Raw genomic sequence first — 23,413 nt, forward strand, 5'->3', positions numbered from 1 at the left:
CCGCCGCCGGCGCGACGGCGCCTCGGCACCGGGCGCTGCCGCATCGGGCGCGCTGCCCGGCGCGTCGGAGCCTTTCAGCGGCGCCTCGGCCGCGCAGCGACCGGCCATGACGCCTTTTGCCGGCGCCTCGGCCACGCAGCAGGAAGCCGCCGGCAAGCGCACCTGGGCGGGCTCGCCACCGAACGCCGTCAGCCCGGCCCAGGCCGCGGCCTCGTCGGCCATGGGCGCACCGGCGCAGCCCGGCGCCAGCCCCTGGGCGAACCTGCCGCCGGAAGAGCGCGCCGCGCGCGCGGCCGAGTTCCAGAAGCTGACACCGGAGGAGCGGGAGCAAAGGCGCGCGCAACGGCGTGCCCAGCGCGAGGCGAGCCAGCAATCCCAATGACGATGTCCGCGGAGCGCATTTCCCACCTTCTCCACGGCGCACAAGGGCGGGGTGAAGGCACATGAGTCCGTCGCGTCCCTTCATCCTGCGGCCGGTCGCGACCTCGCTGCTGATGGTGGCCATCGTGCTGGCCGGCCTGGTGGGCCTGAGGTTCCTGCCGCTGTCCGCCTTGCCGCAGGTCGACTACCCGACCATCCAGGTGCAGACGCTCTACCCGGGCGCGAGCCCGGAGGTGATGGCGCAGACGGTCACGGCGCCACTGGAGCGCCAGTTCGGCCAGATGCCGGGCCTGTCGCGCATGAGTTCCACCAGTGCGGCGGGGGTCTCGGTCGTCACCCTGCAATTCGGCCTCGGCCTCGCCCTGGACGTCGCCGAGCAGCAGGTGCAGGCGGCGATCAACGCGGGCGGCTCGCTGCTGCCTGCGGACCTGCCGGCACCGCCGGTCTATGCCAAGGTCAACCCGGCCGACGCGCCCGTCCTGACGCTCGCGATCACCTCGTCCACGCTGCCGCTGACCGACGTGCGCAACATCGTCGACACGCGCCTGGCCCTGAAGATCAGCCAGGTGAACGGCGTGGGCCTGGTCACGCTCGCCGGCGGGCAGCGTCCGGCCGTGCGCATCCAGGCGGACAACCGGGCGCTGGCCTCGCTGGGGCTGACCCTGGACACCATCCGCTCGACCATCTCCACGGCCAACGCGAACGCCGCCAAGGGCAGCATCGACGGGCCCACGCGCGCCTACACGATCAACTCCAACGACCAGCTGGTCACCGCCAAGGACTACAGCGACCTCATCGTCGCCTTCAAGAACGGGGCGCCGGTGCGGCTGGCGGACGTGGCGCAGGTGGTGGAGAGCGCGGAAAACGTCAAGCTCGGTGCCTGGGCCAACCTGCAGCCGGCCATCATCCTGAACGTGCAGCGCCAGCCCGGCGCCAACGTGATCGCCACCGTCGACGCGATCAAGCAGCGCCTGCCCGAGCTCACCGGCGGCCTGCCGGCCTCCATCGAAGTGCACGTGCTGGCCGACCGCACCACCGGCATCCGGGCCTCCGTGGAGCACGTGGAGATCGAGCTGGTGCTGGCCGTGCTGCTGGTGGTGCTGGTGATCTTCGCCTTCCTGCACAGCCCGCGCGCCACGCTCATCGCGAGCCTGTCGGTGCCGATCTCGCTGGTCGGCACCTGCGGCGCGATGTACCTGCTGGGGTACAGCCTGAACAACCTGTCGCTCATGGCGCTGACCATCGCCACCGGTTTCGTCGTGGACGACGCGATCGTGATGATCGAGAACATCTCGCGGCACATCGAGAACGGCGTCAAGCCGATGCAGGCCGCGCTGCAGGGTGCCACCGAGATCGGCTTCACCATCATCTCCCTGACCGTCTCGCTGATCGCCGTGCTGATCCCGCTGCTGTTCATGGGCGACGTGATCGGCCGGCTGTTCCGCGAGTTCGCGGTGACGCTCGCCATCACCATCCTGATCTCCGCCGTGGTGTCGCTGACGCTCGTGCCGATGATGTCGGGGCGCTGGCTCAAGGCGCACCACGAGCCGGAGAAGGGACTGGGCGGCCGGATCCAGCGCGGGTTCGACCGCGTGATCCACCGCTACGACCAGGCGCTGCACTGGGTGCTGGCGCGCCAGACGCTCACGCTGCTGGTGGCGCTGGGGACGCTGGTGCTCACCGTGCTGCTGTACATGCTGATCCCCAAGGGCCTGTTCCCGACGCAGAACACGGGGCAGCTGCAGGTGCGCGTGGAGGCGGCGCAGTCGATCTCCTATCCGCGCATGGCCGAGCTGCAGCAGCAGGTGGCGAAGGAACTGATGGACGATCCCGCCGTGGCCTCCATCGCCAGCTTCGTGGGCGTGGACGCGGCCAACGCCACCATGCTGCACACGGGGCGCATGCTGGTGAACCTGAAGTCCGCCCGCGGCAACCTGCAGCCGGTGATGGACAGCCTGCGCCAGCGCGGCCAGCGCGTTGCCGGCGTGCGGATCTTCCTGCAGCCGGTGCAGGACCTGACCATCGAGTCCGAAACCGGCCCCACGCAATACCGCATCGCGCTGGAAGGCGCCGATACGCCGACGGTCAACGAGCAGGCGCTGCGCGTCGTCGAGCGGCTGCGGCAGGAGCGCAAGCTGGCCAACGTCACCAGCGACGCGGCCGCCACGGGCGCGGCGATGTACGTGGACGTCGACCGCGACACGGCCGCGCGCCTGGGCATCAGCACCTCCAGCATCAACGACGCGCTGTACAGCGCCTTCGGCCAGCGCATCGTCTCGACCATCTTCACCGAGACCAACCAGTACCGCGTCGTGCTGGAGGCGCGGCCCGAGACCAGCACCAACGCGCTGGACAGCATCCAGCTGCGCGGCAGCTCCGGCGAGCCGACCCCGCTCACCGCGGTGGCGCGCATCAGCGAGCGCCGCGCGCCGCTGCAGGTGACGCACGTGGCGCAGTACCCGGCGGCCAGCATCGGGTTCGACACGGCGCCGGGCGTCGCGCTGGGCACGTCGGTGGACGTGATCCGTTCGGCGCTGAAGGAGCTGCAGCTGCCGGCGACCGTGAGCGTCACCTTCCTGGGGGCGGCGGGGGCCTACGAGTCCTCGCTGTCGAACCAGCTGTGGCTGATCCTCGCGGCGGTGGTCTGCGTCTACATCGTGCTGGGCGTGCTGTACGAGAGCTACGTGCACCCGCTGACGATCCTCTCGACGCTGCCCTCGGCCGGCATCGGCGCGCTGCTCGCGCTCATGGTCACCGGCAACGACCTGGGCGTGATCGGCATCATCGGCATCATCCTGCTGATCGGCATCGTCAAGAAGAACGCGATCATGATGATCGACTTCGCCCTCGATGCGGAGCGGGAGCAGGGCCGGTCGCCGCGCGAGGCCATCCACCAGGCGGCGCTGCTGCGCTTCCGCCCCATCCTGATGACGACGCTGGCGGCGCTGTTCGCCGCGGTGCCGCTGATGCTCGGGTTCGGCGAGGGCGCGGAGCTGCGCCGTCCGCTGGGCCTGGCGATCTTCGGCGGCCTGATCGTCAGCCAGCTGCTGACGCTGTTCACGACGCCGGTGATCTACCTGGGGTTCGATCGCCTGGGGCGGCGGTTCCGGGGCAAGCGCGGGGACGCCCCCCTCCCAGCCTCCTCCCAGAGGGGGGAGGGGCACGAGGAACCTCCCTCTCCCCCTGGGGGAGGGCCGGGGTGGGGGCAGCCGCGAGCCGCTGAATGAACCTCTCCTCCCCCTTCGTCCGCCGCCCCGTCGGCACGGTGCTGCTGACCGTGTGGGTCGCGCTGGCCGGGATCTTCGCGTTCTTCCACCTGCCGGTGGCCTCGCTGCCGCAGGTGGACTTCCCGGTGATCTCGGTGTCGGCCAACCTGCCGGGGGCGAGCCCGCAGACCATGGCCACCAGCGTGGCGACGCCGCTGGAGCGGCGGCTGGCCACCATCGCGGGCGTCAACGAGATCACGTCCAACAGCGGCACCGGCAGCGCGCGCGTGACGCTGCAGTTCGACATCAACCGCAACATCGACGCCGCCGCACGCGAAGTGCAGGCGGCGATCAATGCGACGCGCGCCGACCTGCCGTCCACGCTGCGCAGCAACCCGACCTACCGCAAGGCCAATCCCTCGGCGGCGCCGGTGCTGATCCTGGCGTTGACCTCGCCTTCGCGCTCGCCCGGGCAGATCTACGACGCGGTGTCCAACATCGTGCAGCAGAAGATCGCGCAGGTCCCGGGCGTGGGCGACGTGGAGCTGGGCGGCGGCTCGCAGCCGGCGATCCGGGTGGAGCTGATCCCCTTCGCCCTCAGCCGCTACGGCATCGCGATGGAGGACATCCGCGCCGCCATCCAGGCCGGCACGGCCAACCGCCCCAAGGGCGACATCGCCATCAACGGCACCCGGCTGCAGATCTACACCGGCACCGGCATGGCCAACAACGGCAAGTCGGCCTCGGACTACCGCGGCCTGGTCGTGGGCTGGCGCAACGGCGCCGCGGTGCGGCTGGCCGACGTGGCCGAGGTGAGCGACGGCGTCGAGAACATCAACACCATGGGCCTGTTCAACGGCAGTCCCGCGGTGGTCGTGCTGGTGACGCTGCAGGCGGGCGCCAACGTGATCGAGACGGTGGACGCCGTGCGCGACCTGCTGCCCGAGCTCGAAGCGGCGCTGCCCAAGGACGTCAAGCTGGAAGTCGCGTCCGACCGCACCCACTCCATCCGCGCCTCGCTGCACGAGGTGGAGCTGACGCTGGGCATCGCCATCCTGCTGGTGGTGCTGGTGGTGAGCCTGTTCCTGCGCAGCGCGCGCGCCACCTTCATCCCCGCGGTGGCCACCGTCGTCTCGCTGCTGGGCACCTTCGGCGTCATGTGGATGCTGGGCTTTTCGCTCAACAACCTGTCGCTGATGGCGCTGACGGTGGCCACCGGCTTCGTGGTCGACGACGCCATCGTGGTGCTGGAGAACACCTCGCGCCACATCGAGGCCGGCATGGACCGCTTCCAGGCGGCGCTGCGCGGCGCGCGCGAAGTGGGCTTCACGGTGCTGTCGATCAGCCTGTCGCTGATCGCGGTGTTCATCCCGCTGCTGTTCATGGGCGGGCAGGTCGGGCGGCTGTTCCGCGAGTTCGCCGTGACGCTGTCGGCCGCGGTGATCATCTCCCTGTTCATCTCGCTGACCACCACGCCCATGATGTGTGCCTGGCTGCTGCGCAAGGATGCGCACGAGAAGAGGCCGGGCCGCATCGCGCGCTGGGCCGAGCGCGGCTTCGCCGGCACGCAGCGCGTCTACGCCTGGAGCCTGGACTGGGCGCTGTCCGCGCAGTGGCTGGTGCTGCTGATCCTGGTGCTGGTGATCGCGCTCAACGGCTTCCTCTTCGTGCGAGTGCCCAAGGGCTTCTTCCCGCAGCAGGACACGGGGCAGATCAACGGCGGCATCCGCGCCGACCAGAGCATCTCCTTCCAGCAGATGCAGGACAAGATCCGGCAGCTGGTGGAGATCATCCGCAACGACCCGGCGGTGGAGACCGTGGTGGCCTTCACCGGCGGCGGCCGCGCGGGCGGCGGCTTCATGTTCGTGAACCTCAAGCGCGGCGGCAACGCCGAGCGCGGGCAGGCCGTGATCGCGCGGCTGCGGCCGCAGCTGGCGCGCGTGACCGGCGTGAGCCTGTTCCTCAACCCGGTGCAGGACCTGCGCATGGGCGGCCGCCAGTCCAACAGCACCTACCAGTACACGCTCAAGAGCGACAACCAGGACGACCTCAAGCTGTGGGCGACGCGCCTGGCCGAAGCCATGAAGCGCCAGCCCGCGCTCACCGACGTGGACACCGACCAGCAGGAGAACGGGGTCGAGACCTACGTGGAGGTCGACAAGCAGACGGCGGCGCGCCTGGGCATCAGCTCGCGCGACGTGGACAACGCCTTGTACGACGCCTTCGGCCAGCGGCAGGTGGCGACCATCTACGAGGACCTGAACCAGTACAAGGTGATCATGCAGCTGGCGCCGCGCTACATCCGCAGCCCCGAGGCGCTGAAGAACGTCTACGTGCCGGCGAAGAACACCGGCGCGGCGACCGTGCAGGCGAGCGCGCAGGCCGCCAGCAGCCCGGCGGCCACGGCCACGACGGGCGCCGCGACCTCGGCCAATCCCTCGCTGCGCGACGCCTCCACCGGGCAGTCGGTCAGCGCCGCGCCGACGACCATGGTGCCGCTGTCGGCCATTGCGCATTTTTCCGAGCGGCCGACCGCCACCTCCATCAACCACCAGGACGCGGAGCTGGCGACCACGGTGTCCTTCAACCTGGAGGAGGGCTCCACCCTGCAGGACGGGCAAGCCGCGGTGCGGGCGGCGGCCGACGAAATCCGCATGCCGATCAACGTGCGGGGCAGCTTCCAGGGCCAGGCGCGCCAGGCGCAGGAGACCAACCAGCAGCAGCCGATGCTGATCCTCGCCGCCATCGTCGTGATCTACATCGTGCTGGGCGTGCTCTACGAAAGCCTGGTGCACCCGATCACGGTGCTCTCCACGCTGCCCTCGGCGGGCATAGGCGCCGTGCTGGCGCTGCTGCTGTTCAAGATGGACTTCTCCATCATGGCGCTGATCGGCCTGTTCCTGCTGATCGGCATCGTCAAGAAGAACGCGATCCTGATCATCGACTTCGCCCTGGACGCGGAGCGCTCGCGCGGCCTGTCGCCCTACGACGCGGTGCGCGAGGCCTGCCTGCTGCGCTTCCGCCCCATCCTCATGACCACGCTGGCGGCCATGCTGGGCGCGCTGCCGCTGGCCATCGGCTTCGGCGAGGGCGCCGAACTGCGCCGGCCGCTGGGCGTGGCGATCATCGGCGGCCTGGTGGCCAGCCAGGTGATCACGCTCCTCACGACACCCGTGGTCTACCTGCTGCTGGACAAGCTGCGCCGCCGCAGCCCCAACGAGCGCCTGCTGTCCCGCCACGGCGAAGCCCAGACCGTTGCCTGAAAGAATGAAAAGCCTCCGCGCCCTCCGTCCCCTGTCCCTCGTCGCCGCGCTGCTGCTCGCCGGCTGCGCCAACCTGGCGCCGACCTACGAGCCGCCCGTCACGGACGTTCCCGTGGCCTTCAAGGAAGGCAAGGGCGTGTGGGTGCAGGCCGCGCCCGCGGACACCCTGGAGAAAGGGCCGTGGTGGGAGCTGTTCGACGACCCGCTGCTCAACGCGCTGGCCTCGCAGGTCGAGATCTCCAACCAGAACGTCGTGGCCGCCGTGGCGGCGTACGACCAGGCGCGGGCCATCACGCGCGAGCAGCGCGCGGCGCTGTTCCCGCAGGTGAGCCTGGATGCGAGCCAGAACCGCACCGGGGGACCGGACCGGCCCACCACGCGCAGCTACCGCTTCAACATAGGCGCGAGCTGGGAGCCGGACGTGTTCGGCCGCCTGCGGCTGAGCGTGCAGACCGCGCGGCTGGGCGAACAGATCGCGCAGGCCGACCTGGCCGCGGCCCAGCTCGCGGCGCGCGGCGAACTTGCCGCCAACTACTTCGCCCTGCGGCAGGCCGACATCGCCTATGCGCTGCAGCAGCAGGTCGTGGCCGGCTACCAGCGCAATTCGCAGATCACCGGAAACCGCTACGCGGCCGGCATCGTCGCGCGCACGGACACGCTGCAGGCGGAGAGCCAGCTGGCCAACGCGCGGGCGGACCTGCTGGGCATCGAGCAGCAGCGCGCCACCTTCGAGCATGCGGTGGCAGTGCTGGTCGGCCGTGCGCCGGCGAACTTCGACATCCCCGTGGACCTGAAGTGGACCGTGCGCATCCCGTCCTTGCCGGCGGAAGTGCCCAGCACGCTGCTGCAGCGCCGTCCGGACATCGCAGCGGCCGAACGCGTGGTGCAGCAATCCAATGCGCAGATCGGCATCGCGCGCGCCGGCTATTTCCCGAGCTTCTCGCTGACGGGGTCGATCGGCTCGTCGGCCGCGAGCATCGGCGACCTGTTCAACGCGTCCAGCCTCGTGTGGGCGCTGGGCACGTCGGTCGCGCAGATGATCTTCGATGCCGGCGCGACCAGCGCGCGGGTGGACCAGGCCCGGGCGACGCTGAACCAGTCGGCGGCGCGCTACCGGCAGACCGTGCTCACGGCCTTCCAGGACGTGGAGAACCAGCTGGTCGCCCTGCGCGTGCTGGAGCAGCAGCAGTCCTTGCGCACGCAGGCGAGCCGCGCGGCCGACCTGGTGGAGCAGCAGGTGCTCAATCGCTACGAGGCCGGGCAGGTGAACTACACCGAGGTGATCACGGCGCAGCAGAGCGCGGCGGCGGCGCGGCGGGCCATGATCCAGTCGCAGATCGACCGCCAGGCGGCCGTGGTGGCCTTGATCCAGGCGCTGGGCGGCGGCTGGGGCGGCCTGGCCGTGGCCGAAGCCGGACACTGACCAAGGGCATTTGATGCCAGTCAAGGTGCGGCGCCCGCGCAGGCGTAACGTATCGCCATGGGCAATGGAAAGTTCGCCGCGGTCCTCGCGGTCCTGATCTCGGTGGGGGTGGCGGCCTGGCCTGCGGTGACGCAGACGAGCGTCGTGCAGGGCGTGACCGTCGCCGTGACGCCGGGCAACGTCGGCGCGGGCAGCACGGTCTGGGATTTCGCGGTGGCCTACCACGCGGCCGGCACGCGCCAGCTCAAGGGGGACGAGCCGCTGGACGACTTCGTGCTGCTGGGCGACGGCCGCCGCATGAAGCCGCTGGCCTGGGAAGGCGACAAGGACGGCACCCAGCACCGCGCCGGCGTGCTCAAGTTCATCGCCATCCAGCCGCGGCCGAAGGAGCTGGAACTGAGGTTGCAGCGGCCGGCGGAAAAGCAGCCGCGGGTGTTCCGCTTCGGGTTCGGGGACTGGTCGGCTTGATGTCAGTGCGGCCCCGAGCCGCAAGCCCGCGTCCCCATGGTGCGGGGCCGACGCCGGCGCGGGGCCTCAGCCCTTTTCCGGCTCCGTCCCTTGCCCCAGCAGCGCCAGCATGCCGCCTTCCAGCGCCTCCATGTGCTTGGCCAGCTGCGGCGTCGACTCCTTGGAGATCTTCATGTAGCCCTTGAAGGTGCGCAGCAGCGTCCCGCGCTCGGGGTGGTGCAGCAGCACGGTGGCGAGGGCGGCCTGCAGGACGTGCACCTGCGCGGCGAGCATCAGCTGGTTGTCCACGAGGCCCTGGATGCTTTGCCTGTGGACGTCTAGTGTTTCTCGGATTTCCTGGTCCTGGTCCATGGCGGTCTCTCAACGATATGCGGCCATTGTGACACTAGGCCTGCAGCGCCGGCGGCGGCGTCTTGGGCTGGTAGTCGCACCAGCGCGCCACGGCGCACTGCCAGCACCTGGGCAGGCGCGCGACGCAGACATAGCGGCCGTGCAGGATGAGCCAGTGGTGCGCGTCCTGCATGTAGGCCGGGGGCACGCGTTCCATCAGCTTGCGCTCGACCTCCAGCGGGTCCTTGCCGGGCGCCAGGCCCGTGCGGTTGCTGACGCGGAAGATGTGCGTGTCCACCGCCATCGCGTCCTCGCCGAAGGCCACGTTCAGCACCACGTTGGCGGTCTTGCGGCCCACGCCGGGCAGCGCTTCGAGCGCCTCGCGCTCGCGCGGCACCTTGCCGCCGTGCTGCTCGATCAGGATGCGGCAGGTCTCCAGCAGGTTCTTGGCCTTGTTGCGGAACAGGCCGATGGTCTTGATGTACTCCTCCAGCCCCTCCTGCCCGAGCGCGAGGATCGCCTGGGGCGTGTTGGCGACGTGGAAGAGCCGGCGCGTGGCCTTGTTGACGCCGGCATCGGTCGCCTGCGCCGACAGCAGCACCGCCGTGAGGAGTTCGAACACGGTGCTGTACTCCAGCTCGCTCCTGGGCATCGGGTTGGCGGCCTTGAGCGTGGCGAAGAAAGGTTCGATGTCGGCGGCTTTCATGCAGGGGATTGTCGCGCGGGGTGGCGGTGGGGTTCGCGCACGCTCACCGTCCCCGGCTGCGCCGGGCGACCCTCCATCCGGCTTCGCCGGGGCAACGCTTCGCGCGCTCCCGCCCTCACAACTCCTTGACCACCGCCGCCACGATCGCCGCGGTCGACGAATCGCGCCGCTGCACCAGGGCGATCCTGCGCTCTTCGGCCTGGGGCAGCTCGATCACCCGCAGCCTGGCGTCCTGCGCCCAGCGCGCGCCGTGCAGCAGCGGCACGACGGACACGCCCAGGCCGGCGCGCACCAGGTCGACGATGCTCTCCAGGGCGTTGAGCTCCAGGAACTCCTGCGGCTTCACGCGCAGGCGCTTCAACGATCGCTCGACCAGGCGCCCGGTGTGCTGGGTCGGATCGAAACGGATGAAGGGCTGGCGCTGCAGGATGGCGCGCGGACTGGATTCGTCCAGCCGGCGCGGCGCCAGCAGCACCATGGGCTCGGCATACAGGGCGGTCCACACCAGGTCGGGCCGGGCGCCCGGCTCGCGCACGGCGATGGCCGCGTCGAGCTCCCCGGCCTGCACGCGTTCGACCAGCTCGATGGACTTGGCGGCCAGCACGTGCAGGTCCAGCGCCGCGTGCCGCGCCTTCAGCGCCAGGGTGGCCTGGATCAGCGGCCGCACGGCGGAGACGACCGACCCCAGCGTCACCGTGCCGGCCATGGCATCCATGCCGCGGGCCGGCGCCAGCATCTGCTCGTACAGGCCGAGCAGGCGCCGCACCTGCGGCACCAGCGCGCGGCCCGCCTCGTTCAGCACGACGGTCTTGCCCTGGCGCTCGAACAGGGGGCGGCGCAACTCCGCCTCCAGCGCGCGCATCTGCTGGCCCACGGCGGCCTGCGTGAGCGCGACGCGCGGCGCGGCCGCGGCGAACGAGCCTTCGCCCGCCACCGCGGCGAAAGTCCTCAGGAGGCGGATGCTGCTCATGCGGGCATGCTAAAGCAATGCTTTATCCTCTTTAAAGGAATATTCGCTTTTCCTTTGCTGTGGCGGTTCCTATGATCGCTGCGATGAAGCTGTTCGCTCCCCTCGTGCTGGCCGCCGCGGCGCTGCTGGCCCCCACCGCCCAGGCCCAGGGCTGGCCCACCAAGCCCATCCGCCTCGTCGTGCCCTTCCCGGCCGGGGGCGCCACCGACATCTTCGCCCGCGCCGTGTCGCAGAAGCTCGGCGAGCGCCTGGGCCAGGCGGTGGTGGTCGACAACAAGCCGGGCGCCGGCGGTGCGATCGGCTCCGACATCGTGGCCAAGGCCGTGCCGGACGGCTACACGCTGCTGCTGGCCACCAGCAGCACGCACAGCATCGGCCCGAGCTTCGGCGCCGCCAAGCTGCCTTACGACGCGGTGGCCGACTTCACCCCCATCGCCCACGTCGGCGACGCGCCCAGCATCATGCTGGTGCCCAACACCGCGCCGGCCAGGACGGTCAAGGAGTGGGTGGAGTACGCCCGCAAGAACCCCGGCAAGCTCAATTACGCCAGCAGCGGCAACGGCACCGTGGTGCACCTGACCGCCGAATACTTCAAGGCGCAGGCCGGCGTGTTCCTGGTGCACATCCCTTACAAGGGCACGGCGCTGGCGATCCCCGACCTGGTGAGCTCCAAGGTTGACGTGCTGTTCGACTCCCTGCCCAGCGGCCTGCCGCACGTGAAGGAAGGCCGCCTGCGCGCACTGGGCATCACCAGCCTCAAGCGCTCTGCGCTGCTGCCCGATCTGCCGGCGATCTCGGAGACGGTGCCCGGCTTCGAGTCGGTCACGTGGTTCGGGGTCTACGGCCCCAAGGCCCTGCCGGCCGACCTGGTCCAGCGCGTGAACACGGCGCTGAACCAGGCGCTGCAGGACAAGGACGTGAAGGACCGCCTCGCGCGCCTGGGCATCGAGCCCGTCGGCGGCACGCCGCAGCAGTTCGCGGCCATGCTGGACAAGGACCGCGCCAAGTGGAAGAAGATCATCACCGAGCGCCACATTACCCCGGAGTGAATCCATGCAGCAGTTCGACTTCCACAATCCCTATCCGACCACGCGCATCCCCGTCTTCGCGCGCAACGCGGTGTCCACTTCGCACCCGCTGGCGGCGCAGGCGGGCCTGCGCATGCTGTGGAAGGGCGGCAGCGCGGTCGACGCGGCAATCGCCGCGGCGGCGGCCATGACCATCTGCGAGCCGGTGAGCAACGGCCTGGGCAGCGACGCCTTCGCGATCCTGTGGGACGGCAAGCAGCTGCAAGGCATCAACGGATCGGGCCCCGCGCCCGCCGGCTGGACGCCCGAGTACTTCCGCAGGAAGTACGGCGCCGACGCGAAGACCCCGCCGAAGCGCGGCATCGATTCCGCGACGGTGCCCGGCGCCGTGGGGACCTGGGTGGCGCTGTCGGAGCGCTACGGCAAGCTGCCTTTCGCCGACCTGCTCGCGCCCGCCATCGAGATCGCCGAGCGCGGCTACCTGATGCCCATCGTGGTGCAGCAGAAGTGGGAGGCGGCCACGCCGGAACTGGGCAGCCTGCCCGGGTTCGCGCAAAGCTTCCTGCCCTGGGGCCGGGCGCCCCGCGTAGGCGAGCTGTTCCGCTTCCCCGCGGCGGCGCGCGCGCTGCGGGCGATCGCCGAGACCAGGGGCCAGGCGTTCTACGGCGGCGAGATCGCCGAGGCGCTGGCGCGTTTCAGCAAGGACAACGGCGGCGTGCACACCGTGCAGGACTTTGCCGCGTTCAAGCCGGAATGGGTGCAGCCCATCGCGAAGAACTACCGCGGCTACACGCTGCACGAGATCCCGCCGAACGGGCAGGGCATCGCCGCGCTGATGGCGCTGGGCATCCTGGACAAGTTCGACCTGGCCTCGCACAAGGTGGACAGCGCGGACTCGCAGCACCTGCAGATCGAGGCGATGAAGATCGCCTTCGCCGACGTCTACCGCTACGTCGCCGAGCGCTCCGCGATGGAGGTGACGACCGGGCAGATGCTGGACGACGCCTATCTCGCCAGCCGCGCCAGGCTGATCGACATGAAGCGGGCACAGGACTTCCAGGCCGGCAACCCGGTCAAGGGCGGCACGATCTACCTGACCGCGGCCGACGAGGACGGGATGATGATCAGCTTCATCCAGAGCAACTACATGGGCTTCGGCTCGGGTTGCGTGGAGCCTGGCTTCGGCATCAGCCTGCAGAACCGCGGCCACGGCTTCAGCCTGCAGCCGGGCGCCAACCAGGTCGCGCCGGGCAAGCGGCCCTTCCACACGATCATCCCGGCGTTCCTCACCAGGGACGGCCAGCCGGTCATGAGCTTCGGCGTGATGGGCGGCAACATGCAGCCGCAGGGCCACCTGCAGACGCTGGTGCGCATGATCGACTACGGCCAGCAGCCGCAGGCCGCCTGCGACGCGCCGCGCTGGCGCTTCAACTCCGGCCTGGAGATCAACGTCGAACACCAGATGGACAAGGCCGTCGTGCAGGACCTGATCGGCCGCGGCCACAGGATCGAGGTGATCAACGACAGCTACCAGGACTTCGGCGCCGGCCAGTTCATCTGGCGCATGGGCGAGCCGAAGAAGGAAGGGTATGTGATCGCGTCGGATTCGCGCCGGGATGGACTCGCCGCGGGGTTCTAGAAGCATCGGTGGGGTTCGCGTCGCTCACCGTCCGCGGTGTGCGCCGCGCCACCGTACATGAGGCGCGGTGCGCGAGAACAACCGTCCCCGCTACCGCAACCCCGCCAGGTAATGCCCCAGGTTGTCGATGTCCTGCTCGTTCAGCGTCCTGGCCACCGCCGCCATGTTGCCCGCATCGTTCGTGCGCGTGCGGTCCTTGAACGCCTTCAGTTGCGCCACGATGTACTGGTACTTCTGCCCCGCCACGCGCGGGATCTCGTTCTGGCCCATGAAGCCGCCGAGGTGGCACATGGTGCACAGGGTCTCGTCGGACTTGGCCTTGCCCAGTTTCGCCTTGCCCTCGTCGACCTTGAAGTCCTGGGGCTTGAGCGGCTGCGCGGCGTAGAAGTTGGCGACGTCGATCATGTCCTCGCGCGACAGCGGCTGCGCCATCGGCGTCATCAGCGGGTTGCTGCGCCGGCCTTCCTTGAAGTCGCGCAGCTGGATGTACAGGTAGCGCCAGGTCTGGCCGGCGAGCGCCGGCACCTCCGGCATGGCGGCGACGCCGTTGCCGTCGGCGCCATGGCAGGCGGCGCAGACCTGCGACTTCGCACGGCCCGCCTCGATGTCCTGCGCCGCCGCGGCGAAGGCGGCCAGCGCAAGGCAGGCGAGGGCGGTGCGCCGCATCAGTCCGGCAGGGCGAACACCACCATGGTATTGCCGCGCTTGAAGTCCAGCTGGGTGTTGCCGCCGCAGCCCATGGCGACGTACTGCTTGCCGTCGACCATGTAGCTCACCGGCATGGCGTTGGCGCCCGCGCCGCAGTTGAACTCCCACAGCTTCTGGCCGGTGCCCGCATGCAGGGCGCGGATGTAGCCGTTGCCTTCGCCGTAGAACACCAGGTCGCCGCCGGTGGCCAGTGCCCCGCCGATCAGGGGCTGCTCGGTGTCGAACTTCCACGCGAGCTTGCCGGTGTCGATGTTGACCGCGGCCAGCCGCCCCCATTGCTGCTCGCCCTCGATCACCTTGAAGGCGCCGCCCAGCCACAGCTTGCCGCCCGGGTACTTGGCGTCCTCGACGTGGTAGGTCATGGGCTGGTGCAGGTTGAGCGCATACGCGAGCCGGTGCTTCGGGTGGAAGGCCATGGGCGACCACTCCACGCCGCCGTTGGCGCCGGGCAGCATGCGCGCGCCCTGCTGCGTCGGCAGCACCCACATGTTCTCCTGCGGGATCATCGCTTCGGAGTAGCGGATCAGCTTGCCGGTGGCGCGCTCGTGCACGTACACGTGGCCGGTCTTGCCGCCGTGGATCACGGCGGGGACCATCTTGCCGCTGGCGTCCTTGGCGTCCACCAGGATGGGCGGGCTGACGGCATCCAGGTCCCACACGTCGTGCGCGATGTACTGCGAGTGCCACTTGTACTGGCCGGTGTCCAGGTCGACCGCGACCATGGAGTCGGTGTAGAGGTTGTCGCCGGGCCGCTCGGCACCGAACAGGTCGGGCGAGGGATTGCCCACGACGAAGAAGATCGTGCGCGACTTCAGGTCGACCGCCGGATTCATCCACACCCCGCCGCCCAGCGTCTGGTAGAACGAGGCGTCGCGCGCCAGCGCCTGCTTTTCGGCGGCGATGTTGCGCTTCATGTTGCGGCCGGTCAGGTCGTTCTCGGCCCAGACGCCTTCGTGGCCCTTCTCGGGGATGGTGTAGAAGGTCCACAGCGGCTTGCCGTCGCGCGAGTCGTAGGCCTTCACGAAGCCGCGGATGCCGTACTCGCCGCCGTTGGTTCCGATCAGCACCTTGCCGTCGACGACCGTGGGCGCCATGGTCTCGCTGTAGCCCTTCTCGGGATCGGCGATCTGCGTTTCCCACAGCAGCGCGCCGGTGCGCGCGTCCAGCGCGACCAGCTTGGCGTCCAGCGTGCCCATGAAGAGCTTGCCGCCCTCGATCGCCACGCCGCGGTTGTTGGGCCCGCAGCAGAAGGTGGTGATCGGCCCCATCTTGTGCTTGTAGTGCCAGAACTGCTGGCCCGTCTTCGCGTCGAGCGCGTACACCTGGTTGAAGGACGTGGTCATGTACATGATCCCGTCCACCACGATGGGCGCGGTCTCCATGGACTCCTTGACTTCCGTCTGGAACATGAAGGCCGGCCGCAGCCGCTTGACGTTGCCCGTGTTGATCTGGTTGCCGGCGTAGTAGCGCTGCTGCTCGTAGCCGCCGTTGGTGTGCAGCCAGTTGATGTTCTGGCTGTGCGCCGCATTGAGCATGTCCTGCGTCACGTTCGGCGCCTTGATGATCATCGGCGGCCCGGTCCGGGCACGCTGGCCCTGGATCTCCTGGGCTTTGATGGGGAGGGCGGCCAGGGCGCAGGCGAGCGCCACGGGCCAGAGCGAAAGACGGAAGACTTGCATACGGCTTCTCCTCGGGTGGATTCGAGTGAAGTCCGGCGCGCAAGCGTCGGGCTCGCAAAACAGTGGACGCAAGTATCATGATTTCGCGTAGCCAGCACAAGGAGACTTCATGCGTGTCCGGACCTCGTACACCTGGCTGGCGGCCCTCGCCCTGGCCGCCGCCGCATGCGCCACGCAGGCGCAGCAAGGCGCCGACAACATCAACATCAACGGCCAGCTGGTGCTGGCGGCGCGTGCGGGATTGGTGCAGCGCGTCAAGCAGTTGCTGGCCGACGGCGCGCAGGTGAACTCGCGCGACCGCAACGGCGACTCGCCGCTGAACATGGCGGCCGCCAAGGGCAATGTCGAGCTGGTCGACGTGCTGCTGGCCGCCAAGGCGGACGTGCAGCAGGCGAACCTGGCGGGCGTGACGCCGCTGATGTCCGCCGCCTTTGCCGCCAAGCCGGAGATCGTGGGCAAGCTGCTCGCCGCCGGCGCCCGGACCGACCCGGTGGACCGCGTGAAGAAGACGGCGGCCGTCTACGCCGCCGGCACCGGCTGCACCGCCTGCGTCGACCAGTTGCTGCGGGCGGGCACGCCGGTCAACGCGCGCCTGGACCACAACCTCACCCTCCTGATGTGGACGGCGGGGTATGGCCACGAGCCGACGGCGCGCCTGTTGCTGCAGCGCGGCGCCGACCGCGGCCTGCGCGACGACCGCGGCAAGACCGCGGCGGACATCGCGCGCGAGCTGAGCTACACGCCGCTGGCACAGCTGCTCGAGCCCTGAAGGCGGCCCGCATGATCATCGCCAACGAACAGGACGTCACGGCCGCCGTGCTGTCGGAGGTGGAACGCACCCCGGACGCGCGGCTGCGCGAGATCCTCGCGGCGGCCGTGCGCCACCTGCACGGCTTCGTGCGCGACGCGCGCCTGACCGAAGCGGAGTTCCACCAGGCCTGCGGCTGGATCGCCAGGCTGGGGCAGGCCACCACCGGATCGCACAACGAGGTGGTGCTCGCCGCGGGATCCCTGGGCGTGTCGGCGCTCGTCTGCCTCCTGAACAACGGCGAGGACGGCCGGCGCGAGACCACCGCCAACATGATGGGCCCGTTCTGGCGCCAGGGTGCGCCGCATCTTGCCAACGGCGCCAGCATCGTGCGTTCGCCCACCGCCGGCGCGCCCCTGTTCGTGAACGCCTGGGTGCGCGACGGGCAAGGGCGCCCCGTGGCCGATGCGGAGGTGGACGTCTGGCACACGAGTGCCGAAGGCTTCTACGAGAACCAGGACCCGGGCCAGGCCGACATGAACCTGCGCGGCACCTTCACCACCGACGCGGGCGGGCACGTGTGGTTCCGCACCGTCAAGCCGGCCGGTTACCCGATCCCGGTGGGCGGGCCGGTGGGCGCGCTGCTGCGGGCGCAGGGGCGGCACAACATGCGGCCCGCGCACATCCATTTCCTGATCACCAAGCCGGGCTTCAAGGCGCAGTTCTCGCAGGTGTATTCCAGCGACGACCCGTTCCTGCAGACGGACGTGCAGTTCGGCGTGACCAGGGCGCTGGTGGGGCAGTACGTGCTGCACCATGCGAGCGAGCCGGCGCCGCAAGCGGATGTGGGCGGCGAGTGGTATTCGCTGGACCACCACTTCGTGATCGAGCCCGGTGCCCCGGTGTTGCCGAAGCCGCCGATCACGGGCAAGGCGGAAGGTGAGCGGCCGGTGCGGGTCGTGATCGACCGCAGGGAGTGAAGCTCACCCGGCAGGACATTCAGGCGCCTACAACTCGCCCCGGCGCGGCAAATCGGCTCCCCGTCGTGAACACGTGATCGCCGCCGCCCGCGCCGCAAAACGCAGCGCCGCGGACAATTCCGCCGGCGTCAGCTGCGCGATCGCCCGGGGATCCAGCCGGTCTTCTTCCGCCAGCCAGGCCAGCAACGCTGCCTGGAAGCTGTCCCCCGCACCGACCGTGTCCACCAGCTGCACGGCCTGGGCCGGCGCGCTCGCCTGGGCGCGGGCGGTCCACGCCGTCGCGCCTTCGCTCCCGCGGGTGACCACCACCAGCGACACGCCTTGCGCCAGCCAGCGCTGCGCGAGTGCGGGCAGCGCGTCGTCGGGATAGAGCAGGGCGGCGTCTTCGGCGCTGATCTTGAGCAAGTGCGTGCGCTGCGCCATCCATTCCACGGCGGCGCGCCAGCGCAGCACCGAAGCTTCCACGTTCAGGCGCACGTTGGGGTCGTAGGCGACGAGTCGCCTGCCGTGCTCGCGTTCCACCACGCGCTTGAGTGTGCTGGCGATCGGCTCCACCACGAGCGGGTAGGAGCCCAGTTGCAGCACGCGGGCCGCCCGGGGCAGCACTTCCAGCGGGCGCGGATCCAGCAGCCGGTCGGCGCCCTGGTCACCGTGGAACGCGTAGCCCGGCACGCCCTGCGCATCGGCCGTGACCACGCTCAGCGTCGTCGGCGAGATGTGCCGCTGCACCAGCGAGTGGTCCACGTCCTCGGCCGCGAGCGCCTGCACCAGCCGGTCGCCGAAGGCGTCGGTGGAGATGCAGCCGACGAAGGCCACCGCCTGCCGCAGGCGGGCCAGGCCCACGGCGACGTTGAAAGGCGAGCCGCCCACGCGCCCGTCCAGCGTGACGCCGGTGGCCGTGCGCGCGCCGGCGAAGACATCGAGGAGCGCTTCCCCAAGCACGAGCATCATCGGGTTTTCCATTAGTCAATCAACTTGATTTATTAAAACACACCAACCAGAATTTGCACGCCAAAGTTTGCAAATCCCCACCCCTCCCCAGGAGACCAGCCATGCGATCCGTCCTCATCCTGGCCGCCGCCACCGTCGCCGGCAGTGCGTTTGCCCAGCAGCAACCGGTGATCGGCCTGATCACCAAGACCGACACCAACCCCTTCTTCGTGAAGATGAAGGAAGGGGCGCAGGAGGCCGCCGCCGCCAAGGGCGGCAAGCTGCTGAGCGCCGCGGGCAAGACCGACGGCGACAACGCGGGGCAGGTGACCGCGATGGAGAACATGGTCAACGCGGGCGCGAAGACCATCCTCATCACGCCCAGCGATGCCAAGGCGATCCTCCCGGCCATCGCCAAGGCGCGCGCCAAGGGCGTGCAGGTGATCGCACTCGACAGCCCGACCGATCCCGCCGACGGGACCGACGCGCTGTTCGCCACCGACAACTACCAGGCCGGCGTGGTGATCGGCCAGTACGCCAAGGTCGCCTTCGCGGGCAAGCCGGTGAAGATCGCCACGCTCGACCTCTTCCCCGGCCACCCGGTGGGCGCCCAGCGCCACAACGGCTTCCTCAAGGGCTTCGGCCTCACCGCCCCGGACCGCAGCGCGACCACCCTGGGCACGGCGCCGGAGGTGGTCTGCATGGCCGACAGCTTCGGCGACCACGCCAAGGGCCAGACGGCGATGGAGAACTGCCTGCAGAAGAACCCGGACATCAACCTGGTCTACACGATCAACGAGCCGGCCGCCGCGGGCGCGTACCAGGCACTGAAGAAGGCCGGCAAGGAGAAGAACGTGATGATCGTCTCCGTCGATGGGGGTTGTGCCGGCGTGCGCAACGTGCAGGCCGGCCAGATCGCCGCCACCGCGCAGCAGTACCCGCTGAAGATGGCCGCGATGGGGGTGGAGGCCGGCATCGACTACGCCAGGGGCGGCAAGAAGGCCAGCGGCTACACCGACACCGGCGTGACGCTGATCGCCGCCAAGCCGCTGCAGGGCGTGGACAGCACCGACCCGAAGAAGGGCCTGGAACTGTGCTGGGGCAAGTGAGCGCCATGGACACGCACGCCCTGCCGCAGGACCAGGCGCCGCTGGCGCCCGCCGCCACCGCCGAAGCGCCGCCGGCGCTCGCCCGCGAGCCCCGGCACTTCCACCTGCCGTCGCTCGTCGCGCTCGGGCCTTTCCTGGCGCTGCTCGCCGCCTGCCTGTTCTTCTCGCTGCAGGCGGAGCGCTTCCTGAGCGCGCAGAACTTCGCCCTGATCGCGCAGCAGGTCATGGTGGTGGGCCTGCTCGCCATCGGCCAGACCCTGATCATCCTGACCGCGGGCATCGACCTGTCCTGCGGCATGGTGATGGCGCTCGGCGGCATCGTCATGAGCAAGCTGGCGGTCGACGCCGGCCTGCCGCCCGCGGCGGCGATCGCCTGCGGGCTGGCCGTCACCACGCTGTTCGGCCTGGTCAACGGCCTGCTGGTCACGCGGGTGAAGCTGCCGTCCTTCATCGTGACGCTGGGCACGATGAACATCGCCTTCGCGCTGACGCAGATCTATTCGTCCTCGCAGACCACCACCGGCCTGCCCGACACGCTGACCGCGCTGGGCAACACTTTCGCCATCGGCGGCGCCGAGGTGAGCTTCGGCGTGCTGATGATGCTGGCCCTCTACGTGCTGGCCTGGCTGGCGCTGCGCGAGACGGCGCCGGGCCGCCACATCTACGCAGTAGGCAACAACAGCGAGGCGGCGCGCCTGACCGGCATCCCGGTGAAGTCCGTGCTGATGTCCGTCTACATCCTGGCGGGTCTGATGTACGGCCTGGCGGCGCTGCTGTCCGTGGCGCGCACCGGCGTCGGCGACCCCAACGCGGGCCAGACCGAGAACCTGGACGCGATCACGGCAGTGGTGCTGGGCGGCACCAGCCTGTTCGGCGGCCGCGGCGTGATCCTCGGTTCGCTGGTGGGCGCGATGATCGTGGGCGTGTTCCGCAACGGCCTCACGCTCATGGGCGTGTCCTCGATCTACCAGGTCCTGGTCACCGGCATCCTGGTCATCCTCGCGGTGGCCTTCGACCAACTGTCACGCCGCGGAGGCCGCTGATGAAGACCCCCCTCGTCCTCGAAGCAAAGAACCTGGTCAAGCGCTACGGGCAGGTCACGGCCCTGGACGGCGCCGACTTCGAACTGCGCCCCGGCGAGATCCTCGCCGTGATCGGCGACAACGGCGCCGGCAAGTCCAGCCTGATCAAGGCGCTGTCGGGCGCGACGGTGCCGGACTCGGGCGAGATCCGCCTGGACGGCCAGCCCGTGCACTTCCGCAGCCCCAGCGATGCGCGCAGCGCCGGCATCGAGACCGTGTACCAGGAACTGGCGGTCGCGCCCGCCATGACGATCGCCGAGAACCTGTTCCTCGGCCGCGAGCTCACGCGCTTCGGCGCCATCGGCCGGCTGCTGCGCATCCTGGACAAGAAGCGCATGCTGGAAGAGGCGCGCGCCGCGATGGCGGACCTGAAGATCGGCATCCGCTCCATGGCGCAGGCGGTGGAGACGCTCTCCGGCGGCCAGCGCCAGGGCGTGGCGGTGGCGCGCAGCGCCGCCTTCGCGCGGCACGTGGTGATCATGGACGAACCGACCGCCGCGCTCGGGGTGAAGGAAGGCAACATGGTGCTGGAGCTGATCCGGCGCGTGCGCGACAAGGGGCTGCCGGTGATCCTGATCAGCCACAATATGCCGCACGTGTTCGAGATCGCCGACCGCATCCACATCGCCCGGCTCGGCAAGCGCGCCGCCATCGTCGACCCCAGGAAGATCAGCATGAGCGACACCGTTGCCGTCATGACGGGCGCCATGCGTCCGGAGGACATTCCGCCGGAGTGCCTGGCGTGAGCTTCGTCCTGGACGCCGAAGGGGGGCCGCCGCTGCGGCCCCACGGCTCCAGCCAGGGCGGCGTGCGCCAGTACAACGAACGGGTGGTGCTGCAGGCGATCCGCCAGCACGGCGCCATGGCCGGCGCCGACCTGGCGCGCCTGACGCGGCTGACGGCGCAGACCGTGTCCCTGATCACCAAGCGTCTGCTGGACGACGGCCTGCTGCTGAAGGGCGCGCCGGTGCGCGGCAAGGTGGGCCAGCCCTCGGTGCCGCTGGCCCTGGACGTGGACGGGGCCTATTCGATCGGCATCAAGGTCGGCCGCCGCAGCATGGACATGCTGCTGGTGGACTTCGCCGGCGAGGTGCGCCAGCGCGCGGGCCTGCGCTATGCCTTCCCCGACCCCGACGAGCTGCTGCCCGAGATCGTGCAGGCGGTCAAGGCCTTCAAGCGCGCGCTGCCGGCCGCGCGCCGCGACCGCCTGCAAGGCATAGGCATCGCCGCGCCCCTGTCGCTGGGAGGCTGGCAGCAACTGCTGGGCGCGGACCCGGCGGTGGCGGACAAGTGGAACCACGTGGACCTGTCCGGGCGCGTGGGCCGCGCCACCGGCCTGCCGGTGCACTTCGTCAAGGACACGGCCGCCGCCTGCGTGGCCGAACTGGTGGCCGGCATGGGCCGCAGCGTGCGCAGCTTCCTCTACGTCTTCGTGGACACCCTCATCGGCGGCGGCCTGGTGATCGACAGCCACCTGCGCGGCGGCCTGCACGGCAACGCCGGCGCGGTGGGGTCGCTCGCCCTCGGCAGCGCGCCGGTGGGCAGCCGCAAGCCGCCCGCCCAGATGCTCAGCGTCGCGTCGCTGCTGAACCTGGAGGCGTTCTACCGGGACGCGGAGCTGGACGTCGCCGCGGCGCAGGACGAGCGCGCGCTGCAGTCGCCCTGGGACCAGCAGACCGCCCGCTGGCTGGACCAGGCCGCGCCCGCCATCGCGCTGGCGGTGAACCATGCCGCCTGCCTGCTCGACCTGGACGGCGTGATCCTCGACGGCTCCTTCGGCCGCCCCTTGCTGGCGGCGCTGCTGGAGCGGGTGGAAGAGGGGCTCGCCGCGTACAACTGGGAAGGCGTGGCGCGGCCGGCGCTGCGGGCCGGCACGATAGGCTCCGATGCGCGCGCGCTCGGCGGCGCGCTGCTGCCGCTGTATGCGAATTTCGCACCCGACCGCGACCTGTTCCTGAAGCTGGAGCGCTGACGCCCCTGGCCGTGCCGCCGCGCGTAGCGGCTGGGCTGGGCCGGTTGCGCAAGGTCAAGAGGTAGTCCCGCACCTACCCGCCCTACCTCGGCGGGACGACACTTTTTCCCCGCGGGACGACCTAAACAGGGTGGAGTGCCACAGAAAGGGGAACCCTATGCATACCGCCATCTGCGCCTTCGACACGCACGAGCAGGCCAGGGACGCCGTCGCCGCGCTGGAGCGCGCCGGTTTCGCGCGCCACGACCTGCACATCGAGCACAAGGATGCCGCGACCGAGGGGCGCGACGCCAACACGCGCTGGGACGGGATGGAGCGTGAGGTCGCGATGGACCCGAGCCGGCTCGCCGGCCTGGGCCATTTCTTCGCCAACCTGTTCGGCCGCGACGAGCACGCCGGCCATGTCGACACCTATTCGCGGCACGTCGAGCGGGGTGCCCTCGTCGTGGTCGTGGACGCGCACGACGAGGCAGAGGCCCTCCGCGCGCAGGACCTGCTGCGCACCATGCAGGCCGGCGACCTGAACCTGGTCGAACGCCGCGAGCAGCGTCCGCTGCGCGAGGTGGTGGCCCAGCGCCAGTCCGGGTCGCCCGCGGTGAACCGCAGCAACGACACCTACGAGGCCGCCGGCAGCTTCGCGTCGCCCAACATGGAGTACGAGCGTGCCCAGCGCGCCATGGCTTCGAACCGCGCGAGCCCGACTTCCGGGCCCGACCTGCGCGAGCCGGAGACCGAGAAGGCGCCGGGGCTGCGTTATTCCGACAAGGACAAGCCGCTCTGACGGCACGGGA

Annotated in this window: 19 protein-coding genes and 1 pseudogene; 14 read left to right on the forward strand and 6 right to left on the reverse strand. The window is 70.1% G+C overall.

Annotation, left to right across the window (positions count from 1 at the left end; all coding sequences use genetic code 11):
* The 5 genes and pseudogenes from AC3EGR_RS21855 to AC3EGR_RS21875 all read left to right on the forward strand — a co-directional run.
* Window positions 1-382: pseudogene (locus AC3EGR_RS21855) on the forward strand (hypothetical protein); the annotation flags it as partial.
* A 61-nt stretch (window positions 383-443) separates the two neighbouring features.
* Entirely contained in the window at window positions 444-3,608 is a 3,165-nt protein-coding gene (locus tag AC3EGR_RS21860) for an efflux RND transporter permease subunit (protein ID WP_488548638.1), read from the forward strand.
* The gene (locus AC3EGR_RS21865; RefSeq protein ID WP_488548639.1) at window positions 3,605-6,850 is read left to right on the forward strand and encodes an efflux RND transporter permease subunit; all 3,246 of its coding nucleotides are present in this window, start codon (window positions 3,605-3,607) and stop codon (window positions 6,848-6,850) included. The genes AC3EGR_RS21860 and AC3EGR_RS21865 overlap by 4 nt, the downstream gene beginning before the upstream one ends.
* A gap of 4 nt (window positions 6,851-6,854) precedes the next feature.
* On the forward strand, window positions 6,855-8,273 hold the full coding sequence (locus AC3EGR_RS21870; protein ID WP_488548640.1) for an efflux transporter outer membrane subunit: 1,419 nt from the start codon (window positions 6,855-6,857) through the stop codon (window positions 8,271-8,273).
* A gap of 57 nt (window positions 8,274-8,330) precedes the next feature.
* Complete coding sequence (locus tag AC3EGR_RS21875) at window positions 8,331-8,741, forward strand: hypothetical protein (protein WP_488548641.1); 411 nt, start codon at window positions 8,331-8,333, stop codon at window positions 8,739-8,741.
* A gap of 66 nt (window positions 8,742-8,807) precedes the next feature.
* Here the strand turns inward: AC3EGR_RS21875 and AC3EGR_RS21880 are convergent, their stop codons facing one another.
* From AC3EGR_RS21880 to AC3EGR_RS21890, 3 genes are all read right to left on the reverse strand, one after another.
* Entirely contained in the window at window positions 8,808-9,092 is a 285-nt protein-coding gene (locus tag AC3EGR_RS21880) for a hypothetical protein (protein ID WP_488548642.1), read from the reverse strand.
* Window positions 9,093-9,126: 34 nt separating this feature from the next.
* Window positions 9,127-9,777 (reverse strand): endonuclease III, encoded by a 651-nt coding sequence (gene nth / locus AC3EGR_RS21885; protein ID WP_488548643.1) that lies wholly within the window; start codon window positions 9,775-9,777, stop codon window positions 9,127-9,129.
* A gap of 115 nt (window positions 9,778-9,892) precedes the next feature.
* Window positions 9,893-10,747: a LysR family transcriptional regulator gene (locus AC3EGR_RS21890; RefSeq protein WP_488548644.1), complete on the reverse strand. Its 855-nt coding sequence runs from the start codon at window positions 10,745-10,747 to the stop codon at window positions 9,893-9,895.
* Between the two features lie 83 nt (window positions 10,748-10,830).
* On the opposite strand from AC3EGR_RS21890, the gene AC3EGR_RS21895 reads away from it, so the two are divergent.
* Both AC3EGR_RS21895 and AC3EGR_RS21900 read left to right on the forward strand, forming a co-directional pair.
* A complete protein-coding gene (locus AC3EGR_RS21895) occupies window positions 10,831-11,796 on the forward strand; it encodes a tripartite tricarboxylate transporter substrate binding protein (protein WP_488548645.1) in 966 nt (321 codons plus the stop codon).
* Window positions 11,797-11,800: 4 nt separating this feature from the next.
* Window positions 11,801-13,414 carry a gamma-glutamyltransferase family protein gene (locus AC3EGR_RS21900; protein WP_488548646.1) on the forward strand — a complete coding sequence of 538 codons (1,614 nt, stop codon included), beginning with the start codon at window positions 11,801-11,803 and terminating at the stop codon, window positions 13,412-13,414.
* A gap of 90 nt (window positions 13,415-13,504) precedes the next feature.
* On the opposite strand, the gene AC3EGR_RS21905 is transcribed toward AC3EGR_RS21900, so the two are convergent.
* Together AC3EGR_RS21905 and AC3EGR_RS21910 are read right to left on the reverse strand one after the other, a co-directional pair.
* The gene (locus AC3EGR_RS21905; RefSeq protein WP_488548647.1) at window positions 13,505-14,080 is read right to left on the reverse strand and encodes a c-type cytochrome; all 576 of its coding nucleotides are present in this window, start codon (window positions 14,078-14,080) and stop codon (window positions 13,505-13,507) included.
* Entirely contained in the window at window positions 14,080-15,801 is a 1,722-nt protein-coding gene (locus AC3EGR_RS21910; RefSeq protein WP_488548648.1) for an outer membrane protein assembly factor BamB family protein, read from the reverse strand. Before AC3EGR_RS21910 ends, AC3EGR_RS21905 begins: the two co-directional genes overlap by 1 nt.
* A 109-nt stretch (window positions 15,802-15,910) precedes the next feature.
* Between AC3EGR_RS21910 and AC3EGR_RS21915 the strand changes: the two genes are divergently transcribed.
* Together AC3EGR_RS21915 and AC3EGR_RS21920 are read left to right on the forward strand one after the other, a co-directional pair.
* Window positions 15,911-16,570 carry an ankyrin repeat domain-containing protein gene (locus AC3EGR_RS21915; RefSeq protein ID WP_488548649.1) on the forward strand — a complete coding sequence of 220 codons (660 nt, stop codon included), beginning with the start codon at window positions 15,911-15,913 and terminating at the stop codon, window positions 16,568-16,570.
* 11 nt (window positions 16,571-16,581) lie between these two features.
* Window positions 16,582-17,529, forward strand: a complete 948-nt coding sequence (locus AC3EGR_RS21920) for a dioxygenase family protein (protein ID WP_488548650.1) — start codon at window positions 16,582-16,584, stop codon at window positions 17,527-17,529.
* 27 nt (window positions 17,530-17,556) lie between these two features.
* Here AC3EGR_RS21920 and AC3EGR_RS21925 read toward each other — a convergent pair whose 3' ends face one another.
* Window positions 17,557-18,480 (reverse strand): carbohydrate kinase family protein, encoded by a 924-nt coding sequence (locus tag AC3EGR_RS21925; RefSeq protein ID WP_488548651.1) that lies wholly within the window; start codon window positions 18,478-18,480, stop codon window positions 17,557-17,559.
* Window positions 18,481-18,581: 101 nt separating this feature from the next.
* Between AC3EGR_RS21925 and AC3EGR_RS21930 the strand changes: the two genes are divergently transcribed.
* From AC3EGR_RS21930 to AC3EGR_RS21950, 5 genes are all read left to right on the forward strand, one after another.
* Entirely contained in the window at window positions 18,582-19,568 is a 987-nt protein-coding gene (locus tag AC3EGR_RS21930; RefSeq protein ID WP_488548652.1) for a substrate-binding domain-containing protein, read from the forward strand.
* Window positions 19,569-19,573: 5 nt separating this feature from the next.
* Window positions 19,574-20,611, forward strand: coding sequence for an ABC transporter permease (locus AC3EGR_RS21935; protein ID WP_488548653.1), 1,038 nt, complete (start codon window positions 19,574-19,576; stop codon window positions 20,609-20,611).
* The gene (locus AC3EGR_RS21940; RefSeq protein ID WP_488548654.1) at window positions 20,611-21,396 is read left to right on the forward strand and encodes an ATP-binding cassette domain-containing protein; all 786 of its coding nucleotides are present in this window, start codon (window positions 20,611-20,613) and stop codon (window positions 21,394-21,396) included. The genes AC3EGR_RS21935 and AC3EGR_RS21940 overlap by 1 nt, the downstream gene beginning before the upstream one ends.
* The gene (locus AC3EGR_RS21945; RefSeq protein WP_488548655.1) at window positions 21,393-22,622 is read left to right on the forward strand and encodes an ROK family protein; all 1,230 of its coding nucleotides are present in this window, start codon (window positions 21,393-21,395) and stop codon (window positions 22,620-22,622) included. The genes AC3EGR_RS21940 and AC3EGR_RS21945 overlap by 4 nt, the downstream gene beginning before the upstream one ends.
* Before the next feature lie 157 nt (window positions 22,623-22,779).
* Window positions 22,780-23,403: a hypothetical protein gene (locus AC3EGR_RS21950; RefSeq protein WP_488548656.1), complete on the forward strand. Its 624-nt coding sequence runs from the start codon at window positions 22,780-22,782 to the stop codon at window positions 23,401-23,403.
* Window positions 23,404-23,413: the final 10 nt, after the last annotated feature.

The sequence above is a fragment of the Ramlibacter sp. G4-7 genome, from assembly GCF_057784995.1.